The following is a 26,482-nucleotide window of genomic DNA, read 5'->3' as shown; positions in this document are numbered from 1 at the left end:
GCTGAACGCCAGCATGCCGATTTTGCTCGGAATCTGCGCCGTCGGCGTGTTTACGCTGGCGGTGCTGGCCGCGCTCGTGGGCGAGGTTACGCCTACGGTGGCTGTGCACGCAGCGCTGGGCGTCGGTGCGCTGCCGCTGATCGGGAGCGCGATGCTGCATTTCGTCCCGGTGCTGACGCGCAGCGCTGGTGCTTCGCCGGGACTTGCGCGGCTGCCGTTTGTGCTGCAGGGGGCCGGGCTGCTGGCACTGTTTTTTGTCGCCGGACAGGGCGGACTGGGCGTCCTGCACGGCGCGGCGGTGCTGGCCTGGGGCGCCGCCGCAGCCCTCGCCGGCTGGCTCTTGCGACGGGCCGGGAAGGCCCTCGGGACGCCGCATCCAGGCTGGCGCTGGTATCTGGCGGCCTTGCTCTGCCTGCTGGCCGGACTGGCGGCGATTGTCGCCGCCTACCTCTGGCCGCAACAGTACACGGCGCTGCGTGCGGCGCACGTGCGGCTTAACCTGTTCGGTTTCGTCGGGCTGACGGCGCTCGGGACCCTGCACGTGCTTCTGCCGACCGTTTTCGGCGCACCCGACCCGCGCACCGCGCAGCGCTTGCGCCAGGACCTCGGCCCGGCCGTCGGCGGCGTGCTGGCGCTGGCCGGCGCAGCGTTCATGCCCACCGCGAACGGCGTCGTTGTGGGTTTGGCCGGCGTGGCCCTGCTCGCAGCCTGCGCCCTCCGGCTGGCCTGGGCTTGGGGACGCGCCTATGGGCGTCGTCTGGGCGAGGACGCGGTGACGCTACTGCTGTGCGTCGCGCTTGCCGGCTGGCTGCTGAGCTTGCTCTGCCTGGGACTGGACGTTTTCGGCGCGATGTCGGCAGGAACGCGCCTACCGCTCGTCTTCGTCATCGCCTTCATGTTGCCGTTGGTCAGCGGCGCCTTGAGCCAGTTGATCCCGGTTTGGGCGCACCCGGGTCGGCTGACGCCCGAACGTCTGGCGTGCCGCGCGCAGCTGACGCACGCCGGGCCGGTGCGCGCCCTGCTGCACCTGGGGGCCGCGTTCGCCGCAGCCGCCGGGGCCACCGCGTGGGCCTTCGCCCTCTCCGGTGCTGCGCTGGCCGTGCTGCTCCTTGCACTGGCGCGGGCGGCGCGGGCCGGGCTGTTGTCCGGCGCCAGGACGCTCAGCGCTTGAGCGTCAGTTTGAAGTTGAAGAAGACGCTGCTGCCGTCGTCGTTGTCGCTGACCAGGGCGCCCTTAGCCTGCCGCGCATCGCTTTCGGTGATGGCGACCGATTCGACCTTGGTCAGGAGCGGCCGGCCTTTCTGGCGCAGACGGACCAGCGTGTCGCTCAGGTCGTTGATCGTTCCGCTGCGCAGCTGCTCAAGGCGGACGACGCCGAGGTAACTGCCGAGCACCGCGCCGTCGGCGTAGGCGTCGCCGGTTGCCTCGACCGAGGCGCTGAACACCAGAGCGTCGAGTTGCGGCCAGTAGTCGGCGCCCGAGAACGTGGCCTCGAAACCTTGAACGACCGGCAAGCGGACGTCGTAGCGCTCGATGCGGGAGAGCGCTTCGCGTTCGCCGCGCATGTAGGCGACGACTTCGCCGAGGTCGGCGCGGAAGATGAGGTTGGGGCCGGAATTGCCGCGGTTGAGGAAGAAAACCTGATCGCCCGCCACCGCGAGCCCCTCGACGTTGAGTGTCTGCTTGCCGCGTAGCCCGCCAGCCGTGGCCAGTTGTTGATAGAGCGGAGCCAGCGAGCGCTCGATCACGACGCGCTGGTCGGCGGAAAGCAGGAAGCCGGTTTCGCGCACGTTTTTCTTGCTGCCTGAGCCGAGTATCAGCACCCAGTCATCGCCCCGGTGGACGAAGCGGGCCATGGCTTCGTAGTCCGGCTTGATCGCTTTGTCGATGCGCCGGTAGCTCATCGGGTAGGGTTTGAGGAGGGTCTGGTCGCGCAGGCTGAAGTGGCGATCGACCGTGAACAGGTAGGGCGTGTCGTCTCCGACGACGAGGTAGCCGTTGCCGTAGGGGACCATGCCCGAGCCCGAGGAAATGCTCTGGACATGCTCAGCGCGCCCGAGCTGGAGGCTGAAGGCCGGGTCGGCGGCCGCAGCGGAGACACTCTAGAACGAGCAGAGTATGAGCAGCAGAGGGCGGACGAAACGAGTCGACATGGCGTGCTCCTTCAGCGGTTTTGGGGCTTATGGCGTGGTGTCATCGGCGCGCAGGAACGCCACGCGGCCGTACAAGGCAGGGTGCTGCGTCGCGATCCAGTGCGCAGCCTCGCTTTCGGCGCGCTCCCAGGTGGCCGCACGCAGGGGGACGGCGATTGGCTTCGCTCCGCTGAGAGACCATTCGAGGCTGAAACTGCGGATGCCGCCGCGTTCGCGCAGGCGGATCGGCTGGTGATGCTGCGCCGGCAGTCGGGTCAGCCGGGACGTCGGCGGGGACAGCTCGAGCCGGAACAGCGGCCCGCGACCGCGGTGCTGGACGATCGTAGTTGAAGCGTCGGACGTTGCGCCGGTATCCACGAACTGCCAGCCGTTATCGGCCTCGATCTGTACGCCGAGCAGGCGACCGTCGGCGTCGTGCACTGGCTCGGCTGCGACGCTTCCGGTGAAACGCTCGTCTTCGATCAGCGCGTGCCAGGGGCGGCCGTGGCGGGTTGGCGGCGGAAACGGCAGCGGACGTTTGCCCTGGCGAATGCGGGCAAACAGCGCCGACTGGAAGACGTCGTCGAGTTCGATGCGAGGAAAGGCGCTGCGCGGCGCGGCCGGGAAGCTGCCGGCGCCCATGTAACCGACGTCCCAAAGGGTTTTCAGCCATTCGGCGACATCCAGTGCGACCTGAGCGAGCTCGGCGTCGCAATCCGAGTCCTGATTCTGGTGTCGTCCAGGGACGGGTGCGTCGGCGGACGGGGTTGCGGCGTCGGCCACCAGTTCGGCTTCGCGCAGGCGAGCGCGCAGGCATTCCTGGAACAGCGGGCCGGCCCAGGCAGCCGTTTCCGGCGGCAGGCCCTCGATGCGCTCGGCGAAGTCGAGCAGGGTTTCGGCGTCGAGAGGTTCGTCTTCAGGGGCGAGGCTGTCGCTCATTTTCGCGGCTCTCCGGGCAGGTGACGCGTCCTGTTGCAGGTGCGTTCTGCGTGAGGGTGAAAGCGCGGAACACGCTTCTCCCATCGTCGTTATCGCTGACCAGCGTACCATGAATCTGGCATGCATTGCTCTGGGTGATGATCAGCGATTCTGCTTTCGTGTGCAATGTGCGTTCGTCCGCGCGCATTACCGTCGTCCGCGGGCGCAGGTCGAGCGGCGCGTCGGTACGCAGCGCGTCGAGGTCGATCAGACCGAGCGCGCTCGCCAGACGTTTACCCTTTGGGGCGTCGGGGGCTTTGGCTTCGACCGAGGCGGTGAAAATCAGCGCCTGAGCTTCCGGCCAGTATTCGGCGCCGGAGAAGGCGGAAGCGCTGCCGCTGATCGGCGGCAAGAGTACGCTGAACGTGGTGAAGGCCGGCGGCGTCTCGCTTTCGCCGCGCAAGTAGGCGAGCAATTCGGGCAGGGCGAGACGGAAAAAATGCGTTCCGCGCTGAAAAAGAAAGACGGTATCGCCGGCGATCGCCAGCCCTTCAATGTTGAGCTGCGGCATGGCGCTGCTTTGGACGCTGGCGGCCAATTGGGCGTAGAGGGGGGCCATCGAACGGTGGTATTTGCGCGTCGGGTCTGCGGCTAAGACTAAATGGCCGCTGTCGCTGACGCCCGTGCGGTGGCCGGAGCCCAGGACGATCAGCCAGTCTTCGGTCCCGGACGTGAAGCAGGCGATGGACTCGAAGTCGGGATCAATTTTGCGTCCCAGCCAGCTGCCGGGCTGACGTTCGACGCGCAAGGGGTGGGTGCGCGCGACGCGAAAATCGCGGTCGAGGACATAGAGCAAACCGTTGAGGTCACTGATGCCGTAATAGGCCTCGGCGCAACGCGCCAATCCTGAGCCTTGAGGAAGGTCGCGGCGCACTACTGGGACGCCGATTTCGAGCGCGGGCGGGGCGGCGAAGCTTATGTTCGAAACGAGGAATAGCGACAGATAGACGAACAGGCGGCGAGGGCAAAAAAACACGACGGAGTCCGGGCGGTTGAAAGTGGGGGAGTATAGCCTGCTCTCCGGGGAGGACTACGGGGACGGAACGAATCCGCTAAAATGAGCATTCGCGGGCGGTTGGGAGAGTGGGCGTGATCGGAAAGACGGTGCTGGTAACGGGGGCGGCGAAGCGCGTCGGGCGGTCGATCGCGCGCGAACTTCATGCGGCCGGGGCCAATGTGGCCGTGCATTACCGGCGCGATGCCGAAGCGGCGGCCGCGCTGATTGCCGAGCTCAACGCGGCACGTCCGGATTCAGCAGCGGCTTTCGCTGCCGAATTGGGCGAACCGACGCCGACGGCGGCCTTGGTCGATGCCGTGCTGGCACGTTTCGGTCGGCTCGACGGCCTGGTCAACTGCGCCTCGAGTTTTTTTGCGACGCCGCTCGGTAGCATCGACGACGCAGCCTGGAACGACCTGATCGGCAGTAACCTCAAGGCGCCGTTGTTTCTCACCCAGGCGGCGGCACCGCATCTGGCAGCGCGGCGCGGTGCCGTGGTGAATATCACCGATGTGCATGCCGAACGGCCCTTGGCCGGTTACCCGCTGTACTGCGCGGCCAAAGCCGGTCTGCTTGGGCTGACCCGGGCACTGGCCATCGAGCTGGCGCCGCAGGTTCGGGTCAATGCCGTTGCGCCTGGCCCCATCCTCTGGCCCGAAGGCGAAACGGCGGGCTTTGCCGCAGCCGAACGGGCGCAGATCGTCGAGCACACCCTGCTCAAGCGCTGTGGTGCGCCGCAGGACATTGCGCGTGCCGTACGCTTCCTGCTCGACGAGGCGACTTACGTCACCGGGCAGGTGCTGAACGTCGACGGCGGGCGGACGGCGCATCTTTGATACTTGATTGGAATGACATGGAATTGGCAGAACAGGCCGCAGTAACGGAAAACGCGAACGCGACCGAACCCTCGAAAAACGTACAGCGCATCAAAAAGGGGCTGGAGCGGCAGGTCGGCAAGGCGATCGGCGACTACAGCATGATCGAGGACGGCGATACCGTCCTCGTCTGCATCTCGGGGGGCAAGGACTCATACGCCATGCTCTCGATCCTGATGGCGCTGCAGCAGAAGGCGCCGGTCTCGTTCAAGCTGATCGCGATGAACCTCGACCAGAAGCAGCCCGGTTTTCCCGCCGAGGTGTTGCCGAACTACCTCGCCGGTCTGGGCATCGATTACCGCATCGTCGAACAGGACACCTATTCGATCGTCAAGGAGAAGATTCCCGAAGGCAAGACGACCTGTTCGCTCTGCTCGCGCCTGCGTCGCGGCATCATTTATCGCACGGCGAAGGAACTCGGCGCCAACAAGATCGCCCTCGGACATCACCGTGACGACATCGTCCATACCCTGTTCCTCAACCTCCTCTTCGGTGGCAAGCTCAAGGCCATGCCGCCCAAGCTGCTCACCGATGACGGCGCGCATGTGGTCATTCGTCCGCTCGCCTATTGCAGTGAAGCGGAGATTGCCCGCTATGCCCGCGGAATGAAGTTTCCGATCATCCCGTGCAACCTCTGTGGCTCGCAGGACAACCTCCAGCGCCAGAAGGTGCGCGAGATGATGGCCGAGTGGGACAAACGTTATCCGGGGCGTACCGAGTCGGTGTTCTCGGCGCTGCAGAACATCGTCCCTTCCCATCTTGCTGACAATGCCTTCTTCGATTTCAAGGGCTTGCGTGTCGGCGACACGCTGACGCCGGCGATGGATGGCGGCGACACGGTGTTCGACGGGCCGCGTTTCGGCGAGGAATTGAGCGACCTCCCGCCCGTCGCGTCGTCGTCGGTGACCATCCCGGTCGTTTCGGCCTGATCCGTTTGCCAGTGTCGCAAGCATGGTTGCGCGTGTGCCGTAGTTGGCTTCTGGAATCCACAATCTTTTTTGTTCCTTGTTTGCTATGATGTAGGCATTCCTTCCGCCGGTCTGGTTTGGTGTCTGCCTTTTCTACGTGAGGTCGGGGTATGAGCAGCATGTCAGTGGATGTCGTCGATGCCTTGTTCGGATCGCAGACCGTCGTTTCCAATGTGGCCCTGGCGATGGATGAGGCCGGCGAGGAGTGTGCCGTTCTCTTTGCCGCCATCTGCGGCAGCGCGCGCCTGATCGAGAAACTCGGCGAGACCGAGGTGAGCCACGCCGTCGAGCGCTGTCTGGCGCGGATGGAACGGGCCGTTCTGGGGTGCGCCGGGCGGATCGTCAAGCAACTCAATGGCGAGTTGCTGGCGCTTTTCGACCGCGCCGACGAAGCGGCTCAGGCCGCCATCGACATGCAGGTAAGGGTGGCCGACTTGCCGCCGATCTCGGGCGTCAAACTGGCGGTGCGCGCTGCATTTTCCTGCGGCACGATTTTCCGCGAGGGGGATGGTGTTTGCGGCGCCGTCGTCAGTCGCGCGGCCGCCTTGGCCGGCATGGCCGGGGCCGGGCAGGTGCTGACCGGGGAAACGGGCCAGGCGGCGCTGTCGCCTGCGTGGCGCAAGGCGACCGAGGCGCGCGATGCGCACTGCGGCGACGAGCGCGTCTATGGGCTGCGCCCGGTTGAAAGTGCGGTTGTCACGCGGCCCGAACCGGTGGCTCCGGCGGTCGCAGCGACCTCTGCCGATCTTGCCGGGAAGCGCTTGTGTCTGCGCTACCGCGGCGAAGTGCGTTTGATCGCCGACGAAGTATTGCGCCTGAGCTTTGGTCGCGATGCGGAGAGCGATTTCGTCATCCATGACCGGCGGGCATCGCGCCATCACGCGCGCGTCGAACGTCGCGCCGGCGGACGCTGGGTGCTCATCGATTCGAGCACCAACGGCACCTACCTGCATGCGCATGGGCGCAACGAGACTTTCCTGCACCATTCGGAAGGCGCTTTGGCCGGCAAGGGGCGGATCGCCTTCGCCGGCTCGGCGAGCCTGCCCGGCGCTGATACGGTCGAGTACGAGCTGCTCTGAAACCGGAACTCAGCTGTCGCTGTCGAGGACGGCTTGCTGCTGGCGGGCGATGAATTCGCCCATCGAATCGATGCCGCGCAGTTGCAGGATGCAGTTGCGTACTGCGGCTTCGAGCAGGACGGCGAGGTTGCGTCCCGCCGCGACCTGGAAGACGACCTTGCGGATCGGTACCCCGAGGATTTCCTGCGTCTGATTCTCGAAAGGCAGGCGCTGGGAGAGGTCGCCCAGCGTGTGTTTCTGCAGATGGACAATGAGCTTGAGCTTCATCTTTCGGCGCGACGCGGTTTCGCCAAAGATGGTGCGGATGTTGAGCAGGCCGAGTCCGCGCACTTCCAGATAGTCGCGCAGCATGCCCGGACAGCGCCCCTCGATGGACGTCGGGGCGACGCGCGCCAGTTCGACCACGTCGTCGGCCACGAGACCGTGACCGCGTGAGATGAGTTCGAGCGCCAGTTCGCTCTTGCCGACGCCCGAGTCGCCGGTGATCAACACGCCCATGCCGAAGACGTCCATGAAGACGCCGTGCGCGCTGACCGTATCGGCCAGACGGCGGGCGAGATAAAGGTGCAGCACGTCGATGACCGCCGAGCACGGCTTCGGACTGGTGAAAAGCGGGGTCTGCGTCGCTTCGCACAGTTCCAGCGTGTCGGCCGGCACCTCGAGGCCGTCTGCGACGATCAGCGCTGGCGGGCGCGAGGCCATGATGTCTTCGATCTGGCGTCGCCAGCGCTCGCTTCCGACGCGCTCGGCCCAGAGCATTTCGGCCTTGCCGATGACCTGGACGCGGTGGCTGTAGATCAGGTTGAGGTGACCGACGATGTCGGGCCCGTAGACCTCTTGATCGCCGAGGGCAACCAGACGTTCGATGCCGATGGCGGCGACCCACGACAGCTTGAGCTTCTCGATGTGATCTTCATACAGCCGGGTGATGCTCAAGGTGCGTTGTGCGCTCATGGGCGTCTCGGGAGGACTAGTGGGCGAAGGCGTCGCGCACGGCTACGGCCGTCGTGGCGTTGCTCAGGATGTCGCGGCAACGGGGGTCGGAAAAACGCTCGGCGAGTTCGGACAGGATTTGCAGGTGCTGTTCGGTGGCCTGCTCGGGGACCAGTAGGACAAACAACAGGCCGACCGGTTTGCCGTCCGGTGCGTCGAAGGGTACCGGCGTGCGCAAGCGCAGAAAGGCGCCGCACGCCGTCTTGAGGCCCTTGATCCGCCCGTGCGGAATGGCGATGCCGCGCCCGAGTCCGGTCGAACCGAGCTTCTCGCGCGCGAAAAGACTGTCGAAAACCGTGCTCCGGGCGATGCCCTGATGGTTTTCGAAGAGGAGTCCGGCCTGCTCGAAGACGCGTTTTTTGCTGCTCGCATCAAGGTCGAGGACGATGTTCTCGAGGGCCAGGAGGTGATGAAGGTGGGTCATAAAACGAAGGGTGGCTCCGGGTGGATGCGCTGAGAGGCGGTGCCTGCAGGCGCCGCCTCCGGTCGCTCATTCCTTATTCCGCGGCGGTCTGGCTGGGCTTGTGGCCGCGATGATGGTCCTGCAGCTTCTGCTTGTGCTTCTGGATTTGCCGGTCGAGCTTGTCGGCCAGGCTGTCGATGGCCGCGTAAAGGTCTTCTTCGACGGCCTCGACGTGCACGTCCTTGCCTGCCAAGTGCACCGTGACTTCCGCGATCTGCTTCAGCTTGTCCACCGAAAGGATGACGTTAACATCGATCAGGTTGTCGAAGTGGCGAACGACGCGCTCGATCTTCCCTGTGACATAGTCGTGAATGGCCGGCGTGACTTCAAGGTGGTGTCCACTGATCTGCAGGTTCATAATGCGACTCCTATGCTAGTTGATTGCCGCCGGAGCGGCTCTCGGGTACCCCGCCGCCGCAGGGCTGCGGCGGAAGGATGAAGGGGGCGGTGCGGCGATCCATGTGGTGTTCTCGTCAGAGACAGCAAGCTACAAAGCCTTGCGCAGTTTAACCGGGGGGATGTTCAGCGACTCCCGGTACTTGGCGACGGTGCGCCGCGCTACGACAATCCCTTGTTGGCCCAGAACGTCAGCGAGCTGACTGTCGGAGAGCGGTTTCTTCGGATTTTCGGCGCCGACGAGCTGCTTGATCAAGGCGCGGATCGCCGTGGCCGAGCAGGCGCCGCCGCTTTCGGTGGCGACGTGGCTGCCAAAGAAATACTTCAGTTCGAAGATCCCGCGCGGCGTCGCCATGTATTTCTGCGTCGTGACGCGGGAGACCGTCGATTCGTGCAAACCAAGGATGTCGGCGATTTCGCGCAGGACGAGCGGGCGCATGGCGACCTCGCCGTAATCGAAGAATTGCTTCTGTCGGTCGATGATCGCCTGCGCGACGCGCAAGATGGTGTCGAAGCGCTGCTGCACGTTCTTGATCAGCCAGCGGGCTTCCTGAAGTTGTCCAGACAGGCCCGAGCCGCGTTGCTGGCCGAGGATGCTGGCGTACAGGCTGTTGATGCGCAGGCGCGGGAAAGCGTCCTGGTTGATCGAGGCCGTCCATTTACCGTGCACTTTGCGCACCACTACGTCGGGTGTGATGTAGCGCGCGTCGATCGGCGTGTATTGCGCGCCGGGGCGCGGGTTGAGGCTGCGGATCAGGTGTTGCGCGGCCCGCAGGGCTTCGTCGTCGGCGCCGGTGAGCTTCTTCAGGCGAACGAAATCGCGTCCGGCCAGCAAGTCGAGGTGCGCGCGAACGATTTTCAGCGCCAACTGCTGGGTAGCGTCCGTGGGCAGGGCGAGCAGTTGCAGGGCCAGGCATTCTTGAGCCGAGCGCGCCCCGACACCGGTCGGGTCGAAATTCTGCAGATAGCGCAGGGCGATCTGCAGTTCTTCGGGCTCGATGCCCAGGTCGGTTGTCAGGGCCTCGGCCAGCTCCTCGAGAGGAACAGCCAGGTAGCCGTCGTCGTCGAGTGCATCGATCAGGCATTGGACGAGCGAACGGTCTTGCGCCGGCAGATTGAGCAGGCCCAGTTGCCAGGTGAGGTGCTCGCGCAGCGAAGTGGTTGCCGCCTGGACGTCGTTGCGGTCAGCGTCGTCGTCGTCAAACGAGCCTGAAGTGCTGCCGTAGCTGGCGTTGTCCGCGTCGCCGAGCCAGCTGTCCTCTTCGCGTCCCGGGGCGGGCTCTTCCGCTGGCGCGTCGGCGCCGGACGCTGCGCTTTCGACGCCCAAATCTGAGGGCGCGGCGTACAGCGTTTCTTCGGCCCGCTCAAGCAGCGGGTTGTCGCGCAGCATTTGCTCGAGTTCTTGCTCCAGTTCGAGCGTCGACAGTTGCAGGAGCCGGATCGACTGCTGCAGCTGTGGGGTCAACGCCAGGTGCTGGGAGAGCTTGAGCTGGAGTGTAGGCTTCATGCGGAAGCGGGTCGGCCGCCTATAAGGCAGGAAGAACGCGAGGGTCTTCGCAAGATGCGAGTTGGGGCGGTCGCGTCAGAGGCGGAAGTTCTCGCCCAGATAGACCTTACGGACGTTTTCATTATAAATGATTTCATCCGGGCGGCCAGCCGCGAGGACGCTGCCCTCGTTCATGATGTAGGCGTGGTCGCAGATGCCCAGCGTTTCGCGCACGTTGTGGTCGGTGATCAACACCCCGATGTTGCGTTCCTTGAGGAAGCGGATGATCTTCTGGATGTCGAGGACGGCGATCGGGTCGACGCCGGCGAAGGGTTCATCGAGAAGAATGAAGCGCGGGTCAGTCGATAGCGCCCGGGCGATTTCCACGCGCCGGCGTTCGCCGCCGGACAGGGAAGCGGCCTGGCTGTTGCGGATGTGGGTGATGTGCAGTTCTTCAAGCAACTGCTCGGCGCGGGCATTGACCTCGTTGTTCGCGAGTCCCTGCAATTCGAGCACCGACTTGATGTTCTCGGTGACCGTGAGCTTGCGGAAGACCGAGGCCTCCTGCGGCAGGTAGGAGACGCCGAGCTTGGCACGCTGGTGGATGGGCAGGTGGGTGATCGGGCGGCCGTCGAGATGCACATCGCCGCCATCGCAGGCGACGAGCCCGACGACCATGTAGAAGCAGGTGGTCTTGCCCGCGCCGTTGGGGCCGAGCAGACCGACAACCTCGCCGCTGCCGACCTCGAGGGAGACATCGTGGACGACGGTGCGCTTCTTGTAACGCTTGCGCAGGTTTTGCGTCGACAGGGTGCTGTGCGCGGGGCTAGAGGTTTGGACGGCGGACATCGTTCATTCGTCTTCAAAATTTCCGCGCAGTATGCGCCGGATGATGGTGCCGGAAAAGCCCCGGCCAAGCAAAAAACGGGTTTGACGGGCTCGTTCGGTGGCGTCGTTCGGCAGGCCTGTGGCGCCGAATTTGCGCTCCCAGACCTGGCGCGCGCGTGTTAACTCGTCGTCGAGCCCATCCAGGGCGGCGTCCACGTCCCCGTCGCCGACGCCCTGAATGCGCAATTCCTGCGCCAGTCGTGCGTTGCCGTAACGGGCGCCACGGGTGTGCACCCGGGCTTCGGCATAGCGTGCGTCAGAGAGTAGGTGCTCACTTTGAAGTCTGTCGAGCAGTGCGGTGAGCGCCTCTTCCGATTCGGCGTGGGGGGCGAGCTTGCGCGCGAGCTCGGCGCGGGCGTGCTCACGCCGGGCCAGAAGTTGCAGGGCGCGGACGCGCAAGGTGTCGCTCATGCGGCCTTCCCTGCGGGCGACCTCAGGCGTCCGGTGCCGCCGCGTGCGGCGACGGGACGTTGACCGCGGCGCGGATGCGCGCCTCGATTTCCTGGGCGATGGCCGGGTTGGCCTTGAGAAATTCGCGCGCGTTGTCCTTGCCCTGGCCGATCTTGTCGCCGTTGTAGGAATACCAGGAGCCCGATTTCTCGATCAGCTTGTGGTTCACGCCCAGTTCGATGATCTCACCCTCGCGCGAGATGCCCTCGCCGTAGAGGATGTCGAAGACGGCTTCGCGGAACGGGGGCGAGACCTTGTTCTTGACGATCTTGACCCGGGTTTCGTTGCCGACGACTTCGTCGCCTTTCTTGATGCCGCCGATGCGGCGGATGTCGAGGCGCACCGAGGCGTAGAACTTGAGCGCGTTGCCGCCGGTGGTGGTTTCCGGGCTGCCGAACATGACGCCGATCTTCATCCGGATCTGGTTGATGAAGATGACCAGGGTGTTGGTGCGGCTGATGTTGCCAGTGAGCTTGCGCAGCGCCTGGCTCATCAGGCGGGCGTGCAGGCCGGGCAGCGAATCGCCCATTTCGCCTTCGATTTCGGCCTTGGGCACCAGCGCGGCGACCGAGTCGATGACCACCACGTCGACGCTGCCCGAGCGCACCAGCATGTCGGCGATCTCGAGCGCCTGTTCGCCGGTGTCCGGTTGCGAGATGAGCAGTTCGTCGAGCTTGACCCCGAGCTTCTGGGCGTAGGTCGGGTCGAGCGCGTGTTCGGCATCGATGAAGGCGGCGGTGCCCCCGAGCTTTTGCATTTCGGCGACGACCTGCAGGGTCAGGGTCGTCTTACCCGACGATTCAGGACCGTAGATTTCGACCACCCGGCCGCGCGGCAGGCCGCCGAGGCCGAGCGCGATGTCGAGGCCGAGCGAACCGGTCGACACTGCCTGGATGTCGTTGGCGACCGACTGGTCGCCCATCTTCATGATCGAACCCTTGCCGAACTGTTTCTCGATCTGCGCCAGGGCGGCGGCGAGGGCTTTGGCCTTGTTGTCGTCCATTGCGGATTCCTTTGCTCTCTCTATGACGGGATTATCTCATGTTCGACGTCGCGCAAGCGGTTCGGTGCGCCCGGTTCGAGTACTGTGATTATATACAGTAGGCAAAAAAAGGCGAGGGGCGGGCGTAACTTTAGGCGAGAAGTCGTCCGGCGTGTTCGATGAGTCCGGTGAGGGCCGTGGCCACGGCCTGGGCGCGGACCTCGGCGCGGTGGCCGACGAAGCAGCAGGTGCGGGTCGCGCGCGTGCCGTCGCGCCCGGCCCAGGCAAAGCAGACCGTGCCCACGGGTTTGTCCGGGGTGCCGCCGTCGGGTCCGGCAATGCCGGTGATCGCCACGCTCCAGTCGGCCACGCTGTGGCTTAGCGCGCCATCGGCCATGGCCAGCGCGACTGCTTCGCTGACCGCGCCGCGCGTGGCGATCAAGTCGGCGGGAACGCCCAGTAAATCGCTCTTGGACGCGTAGCTGTAGGTGACGAAGCCGCGGTCGTACCAGGCCGAGCTGCCGGGGATGGCGGTCAGGCATTGGCCGACCCAGCCGCCGGTGCACGATTCCGCCGTCGCTACCGTCTGCCCGGCGCTGCGTAGCAGAACGCCGAGGCGTTCTGCGAGCGCTTCGAGCGTGGCTTGGTCGGTGGTGTTCATCCCCAGAGGTGCTGCACCGCGTAGAGCGTGATCAGGGTGTAGAGGGCGGCGAACAAGTCATCAGCCATCACCCCGAAGCCGTTCTTGACGTGCCGGTCGAAATAGCGGGCCGGCGGTGGTTTGACGATGTCGAAGGCGCGGAAGAGGAGGAAGGCGGCCGCCTGCCACTTGAAGCCGTCGGGACAGAGCGCGAGGACCAGCCAGAAAGGCACGATCTCGTCCCAGACGATGCTGCCGTGATCGGCTTCGCCGAGCGCCTTGCCGGTGATCTGGATGGCGTAGATGCCGCCGACCAGGCAGACGATCAGAAACAGCGCGAGCTCCAATTCGCTCAGCCACATGCGCATGGCTGGGAAAGTCAGCCAGGCGAGCAGGGTCGCCCAGGTGCCCGGGGCGCTGCTGGCCAGCCCGGTGCCGAAACCGCAGGAGACGAGATGGGCCGGGTGCGAGAAGACGAAGGAAAAGGGCGGCGGGGGGCTATGTTTTTTGAGCAAAATGGTCGAATCCGGTGTGGTTGAGGGAGAGCGGCTGGCCGTCTGCATCGAGCACGGTCACGCCGGGCGGCGTGTCATGCAGGGCGCGCGTCCAACCGATGCGCCAGAGCGGCAGGTCCAGGCGTGCGGCGAGGGTGGCGAGCGCTGGGCGTTTTTCAGGCGCGGCGGTGAAGGCGAGTTCGTAATCGTCGCCGCCGGCGAGCTGGCAGCGTTGGGCGCGCAGCGGATCGACGCCGGGTGGCAGGTGAGGCAACTGCAGAGCGTTGATTTCCAGGTGCAGGCGAGAGCGCTCGGCGATGTGGCCGAGGTCGGCGAGCAGGCCGTCGGAGACGTCGATCGCGGCGTGGGCCAAGCCTTCCTCACGCAGGGCGAGGCCCAGTTCGACGCGCGGCAGCGGCCGTTCGAGCGCCGTCCGGCAGCGCGCGGCGAGCGCTTCGGGGAGCGTGCATTCGCCTTGCAGTGCGGCGAGGCCCAGCGCGGCAAGGCCGGGCTGGCCGGATACCCAGAGGTCGTCGCCGGCTCGGGCGCGGTCGCGCCGCAAAGCAGTGCCCACGGGCACTTCGCCGAGGGCCGTGACGCAGAAATTGCGCGGTCCGCGCGTGGTGTCGCCGCCGACGAGATCGACGCCAAAGCGCCGGGCGCAGGCGAAAAGGCCGTCGGCAAAGGCGGCGATCCAGGCCTCGTCGGCCGTGGGCAGGCTGCCGGCGAGCAGCACCCAGCGCGGGCGGGCACCCATCGCCGCGAGGTCAGAAAGGTTAACCGCCAGGGTTTTCCAGCCGAGGCGTTGCGGGTCGGTGTCGGGCAGGAAGTGTGTGCCGTCGACCAGCATGTCGGTGGTGATCGCCAGTTCCATGCCCGGCGAGGGGGCAAGCAGGGCGCAGTCGTCGCCCGGCCCGAGTACGGCTTGCGGGGTCGGGCGTGCGAAATGGCGCGCGATCAGCTCGAATTCTGAGGGCATGAGGCGGGTTCGACCACGGCAGGCGAGGCGACGGAATCCTGGGCGGAAATGGCGTGCTGGAGTGTCAGTGACCGTGTGGCAACGTCTTCCGGGCTCAGGGCGGAGGGCTCAGTGCCCCTTGCGGGCCGCGCGCTTGGCTTCGACTTCGACCGGGCGCAGCTCGGCGGCCAGCTTGTCGAGGACTCCATTGACGTATTTGTGTCCGTCGGTGCCACCGAAGCCCTTGGTCAGCTCGATGGCTTCGTTGATCACCACGCGGTACGGCGTTTGCGGGTGGTTGACCAGCTCGAAGGCGCCAGCGAGCAGGATGCAGGCTTCGATCGGCGAGAGTTCGGCGAACGGCCGGTCAAGGTAGGGCTGCAGACGGTCGCGCAGCGCATCGTGGTCGCGCAGCACGCCACGCAGCAGTTCGCAGAAGAAGTTGCGGTCGGCCTTGTCGAAGCCCGGACTGCTTTGCAGGTGAGCTTCGATCGCGGCTTCGTCGTGGCCGCCGAGACGGCGCTGATAAAGGCCCTGCAGAGCGAATTCACGCGCCCGGCGGCGAGGGGACTTGGGCGGTGCGGGCGGCGCCGCTTCTTCGGTTTGGTTGGGGCTTTTGGTGTTCATGCGGATTGTTCTCCGAGCGCGCGCAGCAGGTTGGCCATCTCGACCGCGGCCTGGGCGCAGTCTTCGCCTTTCTGGCGCATGCGGGCGAGGGCTTGATCGTCGTCTTCGCAGGTGAGGATGCCGTTGGCGATCGGGACGCCGGTGTCGAGCTGGACTTCCATCACCGCGCGACAGGAATCGTTGGAAACGACTTCGAAATGATAGGTCTCGCCGCGGATCACCGCGCCGAGGGCGACCAAGGCGTCAAAGCGGTCGCTCTGGGCCATCGTCTGCAGGGCGAGGGGGATTTCGAGCGCGCCGGGGACGGTGGCGATCTCGATGTCCGCGGGGGCCACGCCCAGGCGTTGCAGTTCGGCCACGCAGGCGGCAAGCAGGCCTTCGCAGATGTCAGGGTTGAAGCGGCTCATGACGATGCCGACGCTGAGGGCTTCACCGTCGAGGTCGCGGGGGTATTCGTGGATGGGGTCGAAACGGGGCATGAGGGCGCTCGTGAAAAAGTGGATCAGGCGAGATCGGCCGGGGAGGCGATGTGGCCGGTGACTTCGAGGTCGAAGCCGGCGACGCTGGGCATGCGGCGCGGGCTGGCGAGCAGTTTCATCTTGCGCACGCCGAGGTCGCGCAGAATCTGGGCGCCGATGCCGTACAGGCGCGGGTCCCACTTGGCGGCCGGGCGCTGGGCCGGCGGGTCGGTGCGCAGCGCGGCGAGCACGTCGTCGCAACCGCCGTGGCTGCGCAGCATGACGATGACGCCTTTGCCGGCTTGGGCGATCGCCGCCTGCGCCTGGTCGAGCGAGAAAGTGTGACGGGCGCTCTGGCGGTCGAGGAAGTCGATCAGCGAGACCGGTTCATGCACGCGCACCAGCGTTTCCGTGTCCGGGGTGATTTCGCCGCGCGTCAGCGCGAGGTGCACATCGCCGGTGCTGCGGTCGGTGTAGGCGTGCAGGGTGAATTCGCCGTGCGCGGTGGTCACCGGCTTGGCCAGCGTGCGTTCGACGAGCGATTCGTGGCGGCTGCGGTAGTGGATCAGGTCGGCGATGGTGCCGATCTTGAGGCCGTGTTTCTTGGCGAATTCGATCAGATCGGGCAGGCGGGCCATCGTCCCGTCTTCCTTGAGGATCTCGCAGATCACCGATGAAGGCTCAAGGCCGGCCATCTGGGCGAGGTCGCAACCGGCTTCGGTGTGGCCGGCGCGGACCAGCACGCCGCCCGGACGGGCGACGATGGGGAAGATGTGGCCGGGCTGGACGATGTCTTCGGGGCGCGCCTCGCGCGACACGGCAACTTCGATCGTACGCGCCCGGTCCTGTGCCGAGATGCCGGTGGTGACACCTTCGGCAGCTTCGATCGAGACCGTGAAGGCGGTGCTGTAGGGGCTGTTGTTGGCGCGCGCCATCGGGGTGAGGCCGATCTGCTTGGCCCGCGCTTCGGTGATGGTCAGGCAGACCAGACCGCGCGCGTGGGTGACCATGAAGTTGATCGCCTCGGACGTGACGTGTTCGGCCGGCAGGACGAGGTCGCCCTCATTTTCGCGGTCTTCTTCGTCGACCAGGATGACCATGCGCCCGGCGCGCATTTCGATGATGATTTCCTCGATCGAGGCGATGTCAGAAGAGCGGGGGTTGGGTGCCATGTCAGGGGGCCTCGTGGGCTTCGGAAGCTTCGGTTTGGGCCTGGTCGGCCGAGAGCATGCGTTCGACGTAGCGCGCGATCAGGTCAATCTCCAGATTGACGCGATGCCCGGGTTGCAGGGCGCCGAGCGTCGTCGCCGCGAGCGTGTGCGGAATCAGGTTGATCGAGAAGTCGGCGCCGTCGACGGTGTTGGTCGTCAGGCTGACGCCGTTGACGGTGATCGAGCCCTTGCGCGCGATGTAGCGGGCGAGCGGTTGCGGGGCGCGGACGACCAGGATGCGGTTGTCGCCCAGCGGGTCGAAACGCAGCACTTCGCCGACCCCGTCGACGTGGCCGGAGACGAGGTGGCCGCCGAGCCGGTCGGCCAGGCGCAGTGCCTTTTCCAGGTTGATCGGGCCGGGGGCGTCGAGGCCGACGGTGCAGGCCAGCGTCTCGGGCGAAACGTCGACGCAGAAGTGCGTGGCATTCTGGTCGACGACGGTCAGGCAGACGCCGTTGCAGGCGATCGAGTCGCCCAGGGCGACGTCGGTGAGGTCAAGGTCGCCGGCAGCGACCGAGAGGCGGACGGTCGGGGTGCCGTCGTTGCGCGGCGTCAGGGCGTCGATCCGCCCCACCGCGCCGATGATTCCGGAGAACATATTGAAGATCAATCGGATGGCTGCGGGAAGGGGCAGATTCTACCACGTCGGCCGCCGGCCCGCCGGCTTGACGCTGCGTCGGTTACCGCCACCCGCGGGGGCGGCGCCTTCGTTTACAGCGAGGCCAGGCGATTGACACCGCTGACCAGCGCGCGCAGCGAGGCGGTGACGATGTTGGCGTCGATACCGATGCCGTAGCACTCGCGGTCGCCGCCGTTCTGCGCCACTTCGACAAAGGCGCAAGCGCGGGCGTCCTCGCCTTTGCCCATTGAACGTTCCTCGTAGCTGCGCACGTGCAGCGGGATGCCGAGCTGGCTGATGGCATGCACGGCGGCGTCGATCGGGCCGTTGCCAACCCCGTCGAGCGTGCGAATTTCGCCCTGGTGACGCACGCTCAGGCGGACGCCCTGTTTGCCGTCGGCGTCGAACAGTTGGTGTTCGAGGTAGGCGAGCGGGGCTGCGGTCTCGAGGTAGGCCCCGGAGAACAGGGTCCAGATGCTGGCGGCGTCGATCTCGCCGCCATGGGCGTCGGTATGGCGTTGGACAATGCCGGAGAATTCGACCTGGAGGCGACGCGGCATGACGATGCCGTATTCGGTCTCGAGCAGGTAGGCGATGCCGCCTTTGCCCGACTGGCTGTTGATGCGGATCACCGAGTCGTAGGCGCGGCCGAGGTCAGCGGGGTCGATCGGCAGGTAAGGCATGTTCCAGTGCGCTTCCGGTTGCTGCACCGCGAAGCCCTTTTTGATCGCGTCCTGGTGCGAGCCCGAAAAAGCGGTGAACACGAGGTCGCCGACGTAGGGGTGGCGCGGGTGGATGGGCAACTGCGTGCAGTGCTCGTAGCAGCGGGCGACGGCGTTGATGTCGGAGAAATCGAGGCCGGGGTGAACGCCCTGGGTGTAGAGGTTGAGCGCCAAGGTGACGAGGTCAACGTTACCGGGGCGCACGCCGGGGCCGCACAGCCCGCCTTCGCCGCGGTCGTCGCCGCCCATCCGCCCGTGTCCGGCGGCGGCGACCGCGGTACCGCGGTCGTTGTGCGGGTGCAAGCTGATCAGGATCGAGTCGCGTTTGGCAAGGTGGCGGTGCATCCACTCGATCTGGTCGGCGTAAATGTTGGGCGTCGCCACCTCGACAGTGGTCGGCAGGTTGAGGATGATCTTGCGCTCGGGCGTCGCGCCCCAGGCCTCGGTGACGGCGTTGCAGACCTCGAGTGCGAAATCGAGTTCTGTGGCGGTGAAGGTCTCCGGGCTGTACTCGAGGACCCACTCGGTTTCAGGCCGCGCGTCGGTCAGTTCGCGGACCAGTTTGACTGCGTCCACCGCCATGCGCACCACTTCGGCGCGGCTCATGCCGAAAACGATTTCGCGGAAAGGCTTGGAAGTGGCGTTGTAGATGTGCACAATGGCGCGGCGCGCGCCGGCGAGAGATTCGATGGTGCGCCGGATCAGCGCTTCGCGCGCCGGGGCGAGAACCTCGATGCTGACGTCGTCGGGGATGTGTTTTTCCTCGATCAGCTTGCGCACGAAGTCGAAGTCGGTCTGCGAGGCCGAGGGGAAGGCGACCTCGATCTCCTTGAAGCCGGCGGCGCAAAGCGTCTTGAACAGGCGCATCTTGCGTTCGCCGTTCATCGGTTCGAACAGCGCCTGATTGCCGTCGCGCAGGTCGGTGCTCATCCAGGCCGGCGCACGGGTGATCGTGCGGCTGGGCCACTGGCGGTCTTCGAGCTTGACCGGCGGGAAGGCAACGTACTTGGTCGACGGGGTGCTGAGCATCATGACTGACTCCTGGCGGGCGGGCTGTGCGATGATATTGGGGAAATCTTAACGAAAAGCGCAAGGCAGTAGATTGCGTTTTTTGTTGCGTTTATTGGTTTTTGAGCAATAAAATTGCTTATAATTTGTTAGTCGTAATATTTTGTTGCATCAATACTAGAACGAGGGCAATTTGATGGAACTTGACCGCTACGATCGCATGATCCTGCGCGTACTGCAGGAGAACGCTCGGATCAGCAACCAGGATCTGGCCGACCGCATCGGCCTTTCGCCCTCGCCGTGTTTGCGCCGTGTGCGCGCGCTCGAAGAGGCCGGGATCCTGACCGGTTATCGCGCCCTGGTGAATGCCAAGGCCTTGGGCTACACGCTGATGGCGTTGATCCACATCTCGATGGACGAGCACACGCCCGAGCGTTTCCAGCGCTTCGAACAGGAAGTCCTATCTTTGCCCGAAGTGCTCGAATGCCTGCTGATCACCGGCCAGGACGCGGACTACCAGCTCAAGGTGGTGGTCGAGGACATGGATGCCTTCCAGACTCTGCTGCTCAACCGGATCACCCGCATCGAAGGGGTGACCGGCGTGCATTCGAGCTTCGTTCTGCGTCACGTGGTGGACCGCACCTCACTGCCGGTGTAAGCCGGCCGGCGGGATGACAAGACGATAGGTGCGGGCTAGTATGGAGGGCGGCACCGACCGTTGAGGACGGGTGCCGGACCTTCACTTCAGGAGTGGCAAGATGAAAAGCGCTGTTCTGACGTCCGGCCTGGTGGCGACCGCACTGCTGCTGGTTGTCGCCTGCGGTCCGCGGCAGGTCGGCTTCAAGGCCGACGTCGAGCCAATCATCAAGCAGTACTGCCTCGAATGCCATGCGTCGGGCGGGCAGGGCACCCTGGCCAGCGGCCTGGACATGAGCGGCTACGACGCCCTGATGAAGGGCACCCGCTACGGCAGTATCGTCAAACCGGGCGACAGCCTGTCGAGCGTGCTGATCATGCTGGTCGAAGGGCGTGCCAACCCGGCAATCAAGATGCCGCACGGCAAGGCCGAACTCCCCAAGGACAAGATTGCGATCCTGCGCGCCTGGGTCGATCAGGGCGCCAAGAACAACTGATCCTACTCCCTTCGCGAGCCTGGGCTTGCGAAGCCGCCGCAGTGCTGAGGCTCGCCGTGTTCCAGGCGGGCTTTCGGCCTCGCGCGCGGGCCGGGCGTCCGCCTGGCCACAATCTCACAGCGGCTGAACGGGGACGCGAATCTCAACCACGTGCTTGCCTTCGGGGTGGGCCTTGGGATCGTTCAGGTAGCTTTCGTGGCACAGGCCGAAGTCGGCCGGCTGCCAGCCGCTCTGCGGCAACCATTCCGCACACACGTAGCGCCACGCCGCCGGGTATTGCGGCGGGTCGAGTTCGAAACGGGCGCAGACGTAGTTTCCAGCCGCGAGTTCGAGCAGGTTGATTCGGCCGTGCGCGGGCGTGGTGGGCGGAACGGTCACCCCGACACTGAGGCGCAGCTTGTCGGCGGCGGTGATTTCCGGGTTGTCGTGAAACGTGGCGATGAATTCGGGCTGTCCGGCCAGCAGCCCGCGCGGCCCGGCCCAGGCCAGAACTTCGCCGAACAGGCGCTCAAAAAGGGCGCAGTCGCTGGCGTAGGGGCCGACGTGGCGAACGTAGGCGAGTGTGCGTGAGGCCAGGGGCCGGACGTTGAGGGAAAGCGGCTGAATGGGCGGCGTGGCCGACATGGGCGGGATCCTCGGTGGCAAGACAAGGTCGGTAGCGTAGGTCGAAAAGAGAATCGGCTTTTGTCCGCCCTTGCGTTCCGTTTGACTGTGTTTGCGGTATTCGCTCGCCGAGCAGCCGCTTGCGGCGCGGAAAGCGCGCGCGAAGGCGGCTGAGGAGGCGAAGCCGCAGTGCAGGGCGATGTCGGTGATCGAGCGTTCGGGGTGCTGACGCAGCAGATTGGCGGCGCGTTCAAGGCGCACCCGACGGATGAAGGCGTGCAGCGGCTCCCCGGTCAGCGCCGTGTAGAGGCGGTGAAAGTGATAGGGGGAAAAGCAGGCGGCGCGGGCGATCTCGGCCAAGGTCAAGGGCGTGCCGAGGTGCTGTTCGATGTAGTCCTGGGCGCGGTTGATGCGGCGCTGGTACTCGCGGCGTGAGGCGTTGTCCGGTGGATGGTCGGTCATGGCGCTGGCATGGGAGGGCGAGGGCGCCAGTTTACTCTGCGCGACGACCGCCGGGGCGCCGCGCAACCCAGTTCAGCGCCAGTGCCGATGCGGGTATGGCCGGGGCGGCGGGGCGATGATCACCGCCGGAGGCGGCGCGTAGTAAACACGGGGCGGCGGGGCGTAATACACCGGGGGAGGCCGGTCGTAGTAGGGGCGCACGTAATAGGGTTGTTCGTACGCCACGTAGCCCGAGGTGACGACGCAGCCGCTGAGGGCCAGGGCTGTCAGGGGCGCGGCAAGGAGGATGAAGCGTTTCATGGCGATGTTCCGTGGTGCGAAGCGGCAGGCCGACGGCGCTGCTCAGGTCTACTAACGCATCGACGGGGGACGGCGGTGACCGCCGTCTGTAAGCGTTTGTAGCGATCTGCGCACGCTCGGCGACGCGCGGCGTTGCGAGCGGGGCGGTGAGCGGCGATACTCGCGACTTTTCGACCGATCAGCGAGTTCAGCGTGCGATTCCTTCCTCCTTGGCGGGCCGTGGCAGGCCTCCTTGCCCTCTTGGCCGGCTTGGCGGGCGCGCCGGCGCGGGCCGACGTGATTTGCCACTACACCTACGGCGGCGAGACGAAGGTGCTGCGTGCCGCGCCGACCGACGATCCGCTGCGCGTGCGCGGCACGGTGATCGGCAGCTACTTCCAGTTGCGCGTGGTGCTGCAGACCCGGCCGGCGGACCTCGCCGCGGTCAAGATCTACACCTACGCCGACCGCGACGGCGGGCCGCTGTTGCTGCACCAGGCGACTTTTCCCTATCCGCCGCCCCAGCCCCGGCGCGGCGCAGCGTACGGCTTTACCGGCCTGCAGTACGTTTATGAACCGGTGCGCGACGGCGAGCTCCAGTACTGGTGCGCGGCCGAGGCTCGGAACGGCGCATGAGACGGGGGTTGCAGCGGTGCTGGAAGGCGCGTGGAATGGTGCGTCTGGCTACGCGCTTGGCAGGATTCGCCGCCGGATTCGCGTTGAGTTTCGCGGTGCAGGCCGAGGCCCTGCGTTTGGTTTTCGTCGGCGACGTGATGCTCGACGACGGGCCGGGGCGCACCATCGCCGCTGGTGGCGATCCGCTGGCGCCGTTTGCGGCCGAGTTGCGTAACGCCGACTTCACGATTGGCAACCTCGAATGTCCGGTTGCCACGGGCGGCGTCGCCCTGGACAACAAGATTTTCGCCTTTCGCGCGCATCCGCGTGTGCTCGAGGTGTTGCGCGGTCGCCTCGACGCGGTGTCGCTGGCCAATAATCACTCGGGCGACTTCGGCCGGACGGCCTTTGTCGAGACCATGGATCGCCTCGATGCTGCCGGCATCCCGTATTTCGGCGGCGGTCGCGACCTCGCGGCCGCGCATCAGCCGCTGTGGATCGAGCGCCAGGGGCTGCGCATCGCGGTCCTCGGCTACAACGAGTACAAGCCGCGTTCCTTCGAGGCCGGGCCGGATTGGCCGGGCGCCGCCTGGAGCGAGGACAGCCATGTCATCGGCGCCATCCGTGCGGCACGCGCGGCCGGTGCCGATCTGGTGATCCCCTTCATGCACTGGGGTTGGGAGGGCGAGCCGAACCCGGACGCGCGCCAGCGCAGCTTGGCACAGGCAATGATCGACGCCGGTGCCGATGCTGTCGTCGGCGGCCATCCGCATGTGACCCAGGGCGCCGAACTGTACCGCGGCCGGCCGATCATCTACAGCCTCGGCAACTTCGTCTTCGATGGTTTCGACAAGCCGTCGGAAAAGCGCGGCTGGCTACTGCGCCTGACGCTCGACCGCGCCGGTGTCGTGGCCTGGGAGACGCGCGCGGCGCAGATCGACGAGGCCGGCACGCCGTATCCGCTTTCAGGCGCACGCACGCCTTGCGGCGCGCGCGGTGACGCTGAGGTCCGCCTGTGCGTCAATCCGTGAACGGGCGCTCGCGCTACAATCGGCGCCCGTTTCGTTTGTCGAGGGTGGTCATGAGTCGCTTGCGTCCTTTGCTCTTCGCCGTCTGCGCCGTCTCGGCCGCGGCCCCAGCTTTCGCGGCCTGGGAGGAGATCGAACGTTTCGACGACGGGATGCGGGTTTACGTGCGCCGCGACAGCCTGCAACGCGAGGGTGACATCGGCGTGCTCGAGCATCTGGTACGCTGGCCCGAGCCGCAAACCGGTGACGACCATCCGCCGTACCGCTCGACCGTGGTGCGTGCGGCCTACCACTGCGCCGAGAAGCTCGAGCGCTACCTCGGTTCGCGCTCCCACGCCGGCGTTCTCGGCGACGGCGATATCGTGCTCAAGGACAGCGACGAAGTTGCGGTGTGGTACCGCGTTTCCGACGACTCGATGGAAGGCAAGCTGTGGCGGATCGCCTGTCGCGAGCCTGGCGCGCCGCCCGCATCGCCAGACGCGGGCAAGCCCTGAGCGCTCGCGCATAAAAAAGCGGCCGCCCGTCGGGCGACCGCTGTGTCGTGAGCGCTGGCGGCTAGAGGTGCAGGTAGCCCATGACGCCAACGCCGACCCCGATCGCCGCCGCGCCATAAACGCCGACCAGCAACCAGCGTTTGCGAGTGAGCAGGGTGATCGCCGACATGGCGATGGCGATCTGCAGCAGCGTGGTAGCCAGCGCCCAGCGCTCGTGCACGTGCATTTCCAGTTCGCTCTTGGCGTCGGCGGCCTTGGCCTGGGCTTCGAGCTTTTCCGCCTCGACCTTGATCTCGGCCTTCTCGTCCTTGTAGCGCGCGACTTCCTGGCGGTATTTCTCCTGCGTTTCGCCGCTGGTCAGGGTGATCGAGAGTTCGGCCAGGTTCTGCTTGTTGCTTTTGGCCTGGTAGTAGTTCCACTGGTTGGCGGCCGAGGTCTTCTGGATCGCCGCCTCGTTCTTGTAGAGCAGGGCGTTGTTCTGCGAGTGGCCGCCCATGTAGCCGAACAGGGCGCCGATGGTCGACAGGACGGCGGTCAGGACCGCCAGGCGCGAGGTGAAGCCGTCGCCACCGTGGTGGGCGACATGCTCGACTTCGTGATCGTGCGGGCCGTGAACATGAAAGCCGTGACCGGACATCGTGGAATTCTCCTGGGGATGATTTTTCAGAGGGGGTGAAAGCGCATGAAAAGGCCGCCCGCAGGCGGCCGGGTACGGACAGCGCGGCGCTTAGCCGATGCGGAAAGACAGCGTGTCGGCGCCGGAGTTCAGGGCGACGCTGATCGGCTGCTGCTGCGCGGCCGGGCCCCACAGCTGGCGCGGGCCGGGCGAGGCGAACCGGTCGGCGGCGGCCCAGTCGGCGCGGCGGCTGGCGAAGTAGCGCATGGCGGGGGCGTCCATCTTGACCAGCGCCTTCTCGATCACGAACTCGTCCTTGCCGTGCCGGCGCTCGATGTTGAGCAGGCCGGTGAGCGGGATCGCCTGCGGCGTGCCGCCGGCGGTGAGCCCGGTGACGGTGGCCATGTAGCCGGTGCGCCCGTCGAGGATCAGCGAGCCGGCGGTGAGGCCCAGGTTGTAGGTGTAGGCGGCGTCGAACAGCGTCGGCGCGCCGCAGCGTCCCTCGTAGCCGAGGAAGTGGCAATGCGTGGCGAACGGGATCTTGGCGTCGATCTGCTTCAGGCGTGCCTTGACCATGTCGACCAGCAGTTGCTCGGTCGGGATCAGCGACACCTGCAGGTTGCCGTGCGAGTCGCGGTCGGCGAGCAGCATCTTGACCACGTAGGCGGGCAGCGAGCCGAGCAGCGCGGCGTTGGCGGACGAGAGCTTGCCGGCGATGAAGGCCGCCTTGTCGGCGTCGGCCTGGGCGGCGAAGGCGTCGGCGTGGTGCGCCAGCGCGTCGTTGAGTTCGGCGATCAGGGTGTTCATCTCGGGGATGAACTCGATCAGCCCCTCCGGGATCAGCACCACGCCGTGATGCATGCCCTTCTGGGCGCGCTGGAGCACGGTCTGCGCGATCTCTTCGACGATGGTCGCCAGCGATTTCTTCTGCTCGGCGACTTCTTCCGAGACGACGGTCAGCGCAGGCTTGGTCTGCAGCGCGACTTCGAGCGTGACGTGCGAGGCCGAGCGGCCCATCAGCTTGACGAAGTGCCAGTATTTGAGCGACGAGCGGGTGTCCTGCAGGATGTTGCCGACCATCTCGGCGTAGATGCGCGTCGCGGTGTCAAAGCCGAAGGAGATCGGCAGCAGGTCGCCGATCTGCAGGTCGCCGTCGATCGTCTTCGGCACGCCGATGACCTGCACGCCCGAGCCGTCGGGTTTCACGCCCGTGTACAGGTACTCGGCAAGCACGGCGGCGTTGGTGTTCGAGTCGTCGCCGCCGATGATGACGATGGCGTCGAGGTTGTGTTTGACGCAGGTGTCCTTGACCTGCTGGAACTGCTCGTCGGTCTTGATCTTGGTGCGGTCGGTGCCGAGGAAGTCGAAGCCACCGGTGTTAACGATCTTGGCCACGTCGGCGTCGGTGATCTCGAACAGGTTGCCCTTGAGCAGGCCCTTTGGCCCCGGCTTGACGCCGAACAGGGTGTTGCCGGCGCCGAGCGCACGCTTCAAGCCGACGACGACGTTGTGGCCGCCCGACGCCGGGCCGCCCGAGAACAGCACGGCGACGCGCTTGCCTTGCACCGCGGCAGCATTCGTACCGGACGAGGTCAGCACGGCGTTGCCCGAAGCCTTGACCGAGTGGGGGAAGCTTTGTGCGACGCTGGCGCTGTCCTGGGTCGAGAGCACGCGGCCGCTGGCCGCGAAGCGGACCGGTTGCGGTGCGGCATTGTTGCCGAAGGCCGGGCAGGTCGGGAGCGGCAGCGCGCGGACGGCGGTTTCGAAAAGCGCGTTGTGCGCTTCCATGGCTTGCAGTTGTTCGGTCAGGACGCTCATGACGAAATCC

Annotated in this window: 31 protein-coding genes; 9 read left to right on the top strand and 22 right to left on the bottom strand. The window is 66.0% G+C overall.

Features of this window, described 5'->3' with window-relative positions:
* Positions 1-13 precede the first annotated feature (13 nt).
* Positions 14-1,171 (top strand): hypothetical protein, encoded by a 1,158-nt coding sequence (locus QMB55_RS02225; RefSeq protein WP_497587033.1) that lies wholly within the window; start codon positions 14-16, stop codon positions 1,169-1,171.
* On the opposite strand, the gene QMB55_RS02220 is transcribed toward QMB55_RS02225, so the two are convergent.
* The 3 genes from QMB55_RS02220 to QMB55_RS02210 form a co-directional block, all read right to left on the bottom strand.
* Entirely contained in the window at positions 1,161-2,033 is an 873-nt protein-coding gene (locus QMB55_RS02220) for a DUF6929 family protein (protein ID WP_497587049.1), read from the bottom strand. The two genes, QMB55_RS02225 and QMB55_RS02220, sit on opposite strands and share 11 nt — an antisense overlap.
* Before the next feature lie 147 nt (positions 2,034-2,180).
* The gene (locus tag QMB55_RS02215; RefSeq protein WP_497587032.1) at positions 2,181-3,071 is read right to left on the bottom strand and encodes a hypothetical protein; all 891 of its coding nucleotides are present in this window, start codon (positions 3,069-3,071) and stop codon (positions 2,181-2,183) included.
* Positions 3,049-4,086: a DUF6929 family protein gene (locus QMB55_RS02210; protein ID WP_497587031.1), complete on the bottom strand. Its 1,038-nt coding sequence runs from the start codon at positions 4,084-4,086 to the stop codon at positions 3,049-3,051. Before QMB55_RS02210 ends, QMB55_RS02215 begins: the two co-directional genes overlap by 23 nt.
* 113 nt (positions 4,087-4,199) lie before the next feature.
* Between QMB55_RS02210 and QMB55_RS02205 the strand changes: the two genes are divergently transcribed.
* From QMB55_RS02205 to QMB55_RS02195, 3 genes are all read left to right on the top strand, one after another.
* A complete protein-coding gene (locus QMB55_RS02205) occupies positions 4,200-4,943 on the top strand; it encodes a pteridine reductase (RefSeq protein WP_497587030.1) in 744 nt (247 codons plus the stop codon).
* Positions 4,944-4,960: 17 nt separating this feature from the next.
* On the top strand, positions 4,961-5,911 hold the full coding sequence (ttcA, locus tag QMB55_RS02200) for a tRNA 2-thiocytidine(32) synthetase TtcA (protein WP_497587029.1): 951 nt from the start codon (positions 4,961-4,963) through the stop codon (positions 5,909-5,911).
* Positions 5,912-6,060: 149 nt separating this feature from the next.
* Positions 6,061-7,029, top strand: a complete 969-nt coding sequence (locus tag QMB55_RS02195) for an FHA domain-containing protein (protein ID WP_497587028.1) — start codon at positions 6,061-6,063, stop codon at positions 7,027-7,029.
* A gap of 9 nt (positions 7,030-7,038) precedes the next feature.
* On the opposite strand, the gene hprK is transcribed toward QMB55_RS02195, so the two are convergent.
* From hprK to leuA, 15 genes are all read right to left on the bottom strand, one after another.
* A complete protein-coding gene (gene hprK, locus QMB55_RS02190) occupies positions 7,039-7,983 on the bottom strand; it encodes an HPr(Ser) kinase/phosphatase (RefSeq protein WP_497587027.1) in 945 nt (314 codons plus the stop codon).
* Between the two features lie 16 nt (positions 7,984-7,999).
* A complete protein-coding gene (ptsN, locus tag QMB55_RS02185; RefSeq protein ID WP_497587026.1) occupies positions 8,000-8,446 on the bottom strand; it encodes a PTS IIA-like nitrogen regulatory protein PtsN in 447 nt (148 codons plus the stop codon).
* A 73-nt stretch (positions 8,447-8,519) separates the two neighbouring features.
* Entirely contained in the window at positions 8,520-8,843 is a 324-nt protein-coding gene (hpf, locus tag QMB55_RS02180; RefSeq protein WP_497587025.1) for a ribosome hibernation-promoting factor, HPF/YfiA family, read from the bottom strand.
* 129 nt (positions 8,844-8,972) lie between these two features.
* Positions 8,973-10,388, bottom strand: a complete 1,416-nt coding sequence (locus QMB55_RS02175) for an RNA polymerase factor sigma-54 (protein ID WP_497587024.1) — start codon at positions 10,386-10,388, stop codon at positions 8,973-8,975.
* 75 nt (positions 10,389-10,463) lie between these two features.
* Positions 10,464-11,216, bottom strand: coding sequence for an LPS export ABC transporter ATP-binding protein (gene lptB / locus QMB55_RS02170; protein ID WP_497587023.1), 753 nt, complete (start codon positions 11,214-11,216; stop codon positions 10,464-10,466).
* 3 nt (positions 11,217-11,219) lie between these two features.
* Positions 11,220-11,666, bottom strand: coding sequence for a recombination regulator RecX (gene recX, locus QMB55_RS02165; RefSeq protein ID WP_497587022.1), 447 nt, complete (start codon positions 11,664-11,666; stop codon positions 11,220-11,222).
* 22 nt (positions 11,667-11,688) lie between these two features.
* A complete protein-coding gene (gene recA / locus QMB55_RS02160; protein ID WP_497587021.1) occupies positions 11,689-12,708 on the bottom strand; it encodes a recombinase RecA in 1,020 nt (339 codons plus the stop codon).
* A 130-nt stretch (positions 12,709-12,838) separates the two neighbouring features.
* Positions 12,839-13,348 carry a CinA family protein gene (locus QMB55_RS02155; protein ID WP_497587020.1) on the bottom strand — a complete coding sequence of 170 codons (510 nt, stop codon included), beginning with the start codon at positions 13,346-13,348 and terminating at the stop codon, positions 12,839-12,841.
* The gene (locus tag QMB55_RS02150; RefSeq protein WP_497587019.1) at positions 13,345-13,842 is read right to left on the bottom strand and encodes a phosphatidylglycerophosphatase A family protein; all 498 of its coding nucleotides are present in this window, start codon (positions 13,840-13,842) and stop codon (positions 13,345-13,347) included. Before QMB55_RS02150 ends, QMB55_RS02155 begins: the two co-directional genes overlap by 4 nt.
* On the bottom strand, positions 13,826-14,800 hold the full coding sequence (thiL, locus tag QMB55_RS02145) for a thiamine-phosphate kinase (protein ID WP_497587018.1): 975 nt from the start codon (positions 14,798-14,800) through the stop codon (positions 13,826-13,828). Before thiL ends, QMB55_RS02150 begins: the two co-directional genes overlap by 17 nt.
* 108 nt (positions 14,801-14,908) lie before the next feature.
* Positions 14,909-15,406 carry a transcription antitermination factor NusB gene (gene nusB, locus QMB55_RS02140; RefSeq protein WP_497587017.1) on the bottom strand — a complete coding sequence of 166 codons (498 nt, stop codon included), beginning with the start codon at positions 15,404-15,406 and terminating at the stop codon, positions 14,909-14,911.
* Positions 15,403-15,885: a 6,7-dimethyl-8-ribityllumazine synthase gene (gene ribH, locus QMB55_RS02135; protein ID WP_497587016.1), complete on the bottom strand. Its 483-nt coding sequence runs from the start codon at positions 15,883-15,885 to the stop codon at positions 15,403-15,405. Before ribH ends, nusB begins: the two co-directional genes overlap by 4 nt.
* A gap of 23 nt (positions 15,886-15,908) precedes the next feature.
* Complete coding sequence (gene ribBA / locus QMB55_RS02130; RefSeq protein WP_497587015.1) at positions 15,909-17,036, bottom strand: bifunctional 3,4-dihydroxy-2-butanone-4-phosphate synthase/GTP cyclohydrolase II; 1,128 nt, start codon at positions 17,034-17,036, stop codon at positions 15,909-15,911.
* A 1-nt stretch (position 17,037) separates the two neighbouring features.
* Positions 17,038-17,673 (bottom strand): riboflavin synthase, encoded by a 636-nt coding sequence (locus tag QMB55_RS02125; protein ID WP_497587014.1) that lies wholly within the window; start codon positions 17,671-17,673, stop codon positions 17,038-17,040.
* 113 nt (positions 17,674-17,786) lie between these two features.
* Positions 17,787-19,448 carry a 2-isopropylmalate synthase gene (gene leuA / locus QMB55_RS02120; RefSeq protein ID WP_497587013.1) on the bottom strand — a complete coding sequence of 554 codons (1,662 nt, stop codon included), beginning with the start codon at positions 19,446-19,448 and terminating at the stop codon, positions 17,787-17,789.
* 172 nt (positions 19,449-19,620) lie between these two features.
* Here leuA and QMB55_RS02115 point away from each other — a divergent pair, with 172 nt between their 5' ends.
* The gene (locus tag QMB55_RS02115) at positions 19,621-20,082 is read left to right on the top strand and encodes an Lrp/AsnC family transcriptional regulator (RefSeq protein WP_497587012.1); all 462 of its coding nucleotides are present in this window, start codon (positions 19,621-19,623) and stop codon (positions 20,080-20,082) included.
* A gap of 100 nt (positions 20,083-20,182) precedes the next feature.
* Entirely contained in the window at positions 20,183-20,557 is a 375-nt protein-coding gene (locus tag QMB55_RS02110; protein WP_497587011.1) for a c-type cytochrome domain-containing protein, read from the top strand.
* A gap of 114 nt (positions 20,558-20,671) precedes the next feature.
* Here QMB55_RS02110 and QMB55_RS02105 read toward each other — a convergent pair whose 3' ends face one another.
* Positions 20,672-21,622 (bottom strand): AraC family transcriptional regulator, encoded by a 951-nt coding sequence (locus QMB55_RS02105; protein WP_497587010.1) that lies wholly within the window; start codon positions 21,620-21,622, stop codon positions 20,672-20,674.
* A 72-nt stretch (positions 21,623-21,694) separates the two neighbouring features.
* Entirely contained in the window at positions 21,695-21,922 is a 228-nt protein-coding gene (locus QMB55_RS02100; RefSeq protein WP_497587009.1) for a hypothetical protein, read from the bottom strand.
* A gap of 219 nt (positions 21,923-22,141) precedes the next feature.
* On the opposite strand from QMB55_RS02100, the gene QMB55_RS02095 reads away from it, so the two are divergent.
* Genes QMB55_RS02095 through QMB55_RS02085 form a run of 3 tightly spaced genes read left to right on the top strand, consistent with a single transcriptional unit; the run spans position 22,142 to position 24,038 of the window.
* Complete coding sequence (locus QMB55_RS02095; protein ID WP_497587008.1) at positions 22,142-22,537, top strand: hypothetical protein; 396 nt, start codon at positions 22,142-22,144, stop codon at positions 22,535-22,537.
* A 35-nt stretch (positions 22,538-22,572) separates the two neighbouring features.
* Positions 22,573-23,547, top strand: coding sequence for a CapA family protein (locus tag QMB55_RS02090; protein ID WP_497587007.1), 975 nt, complete (start codon positions 22,573-22,575; stop codon positions 23,545-23,547).
* A gap of 50 nt (positions 23,548-23,597) precedes the next feature.
* The gene (locus tag QMB55_RS02085; protein WP_497587006.1) at positions 23,598-24,038 is read left to right on the top strand and encodes a surface-adhesin E family protein; all 441 of its coding nucleotides are present in this window, start codon (positions 23,598-23,600) and stop codon (positions 24,036-24,038) included.
* 61 nt (positions 24,039-24,099) lie between these two features.
* On the opposite strand, the gene QMB55_RS02080 is transcribed toward QMB55_RS02085, so the two are convergent.
* Both QMB55_RS02080 and QMB55_RS02075 read right to left on the bottom strand, forming a co-directional pair.
* A complete protein-coding gene (locus tag QMB55_RS02080) occupies positions 24,100-24,675 on the bottom strand; it encodes a DUF4337 domain-containing protein (protein WP_497587005.1) in 576 nt (191 codons plus the stop codon).
* A 90-nt stretch (positions 24,676-24,765) separates the two neighbouring features.
* Positions 24,766-26,472 carry a diphosphate--fructose-6-phosphate 1-phosphotransferase gene (locus tag QMB55_RS02075; RefSeq protein ID WP_497587004.1) on the bottom strand — a complete coding sequence of 569 codons (1,707 nt, stop codon included), beginning with the start codon at positions 26,470-26,472 and terminating at the stop codon, positions 24,766-24,768.
* Positions 26,473-26,482 lie beyond the last annotated feature (10 nt).

It is taken from the genome of Propionivibrio sp. (assembly GCF_041441355.1).
Classification (GTDB): Bacteria; Pseudomonadota; Gammaproteobacteria; order Burkholderiales; family Rhodocyclaceae; genus Propionivibrio.
Note: the sequence above shows the minus strand (reverse complement) of the source record. Positions and strands in the feature narration are given on the sequence as shown.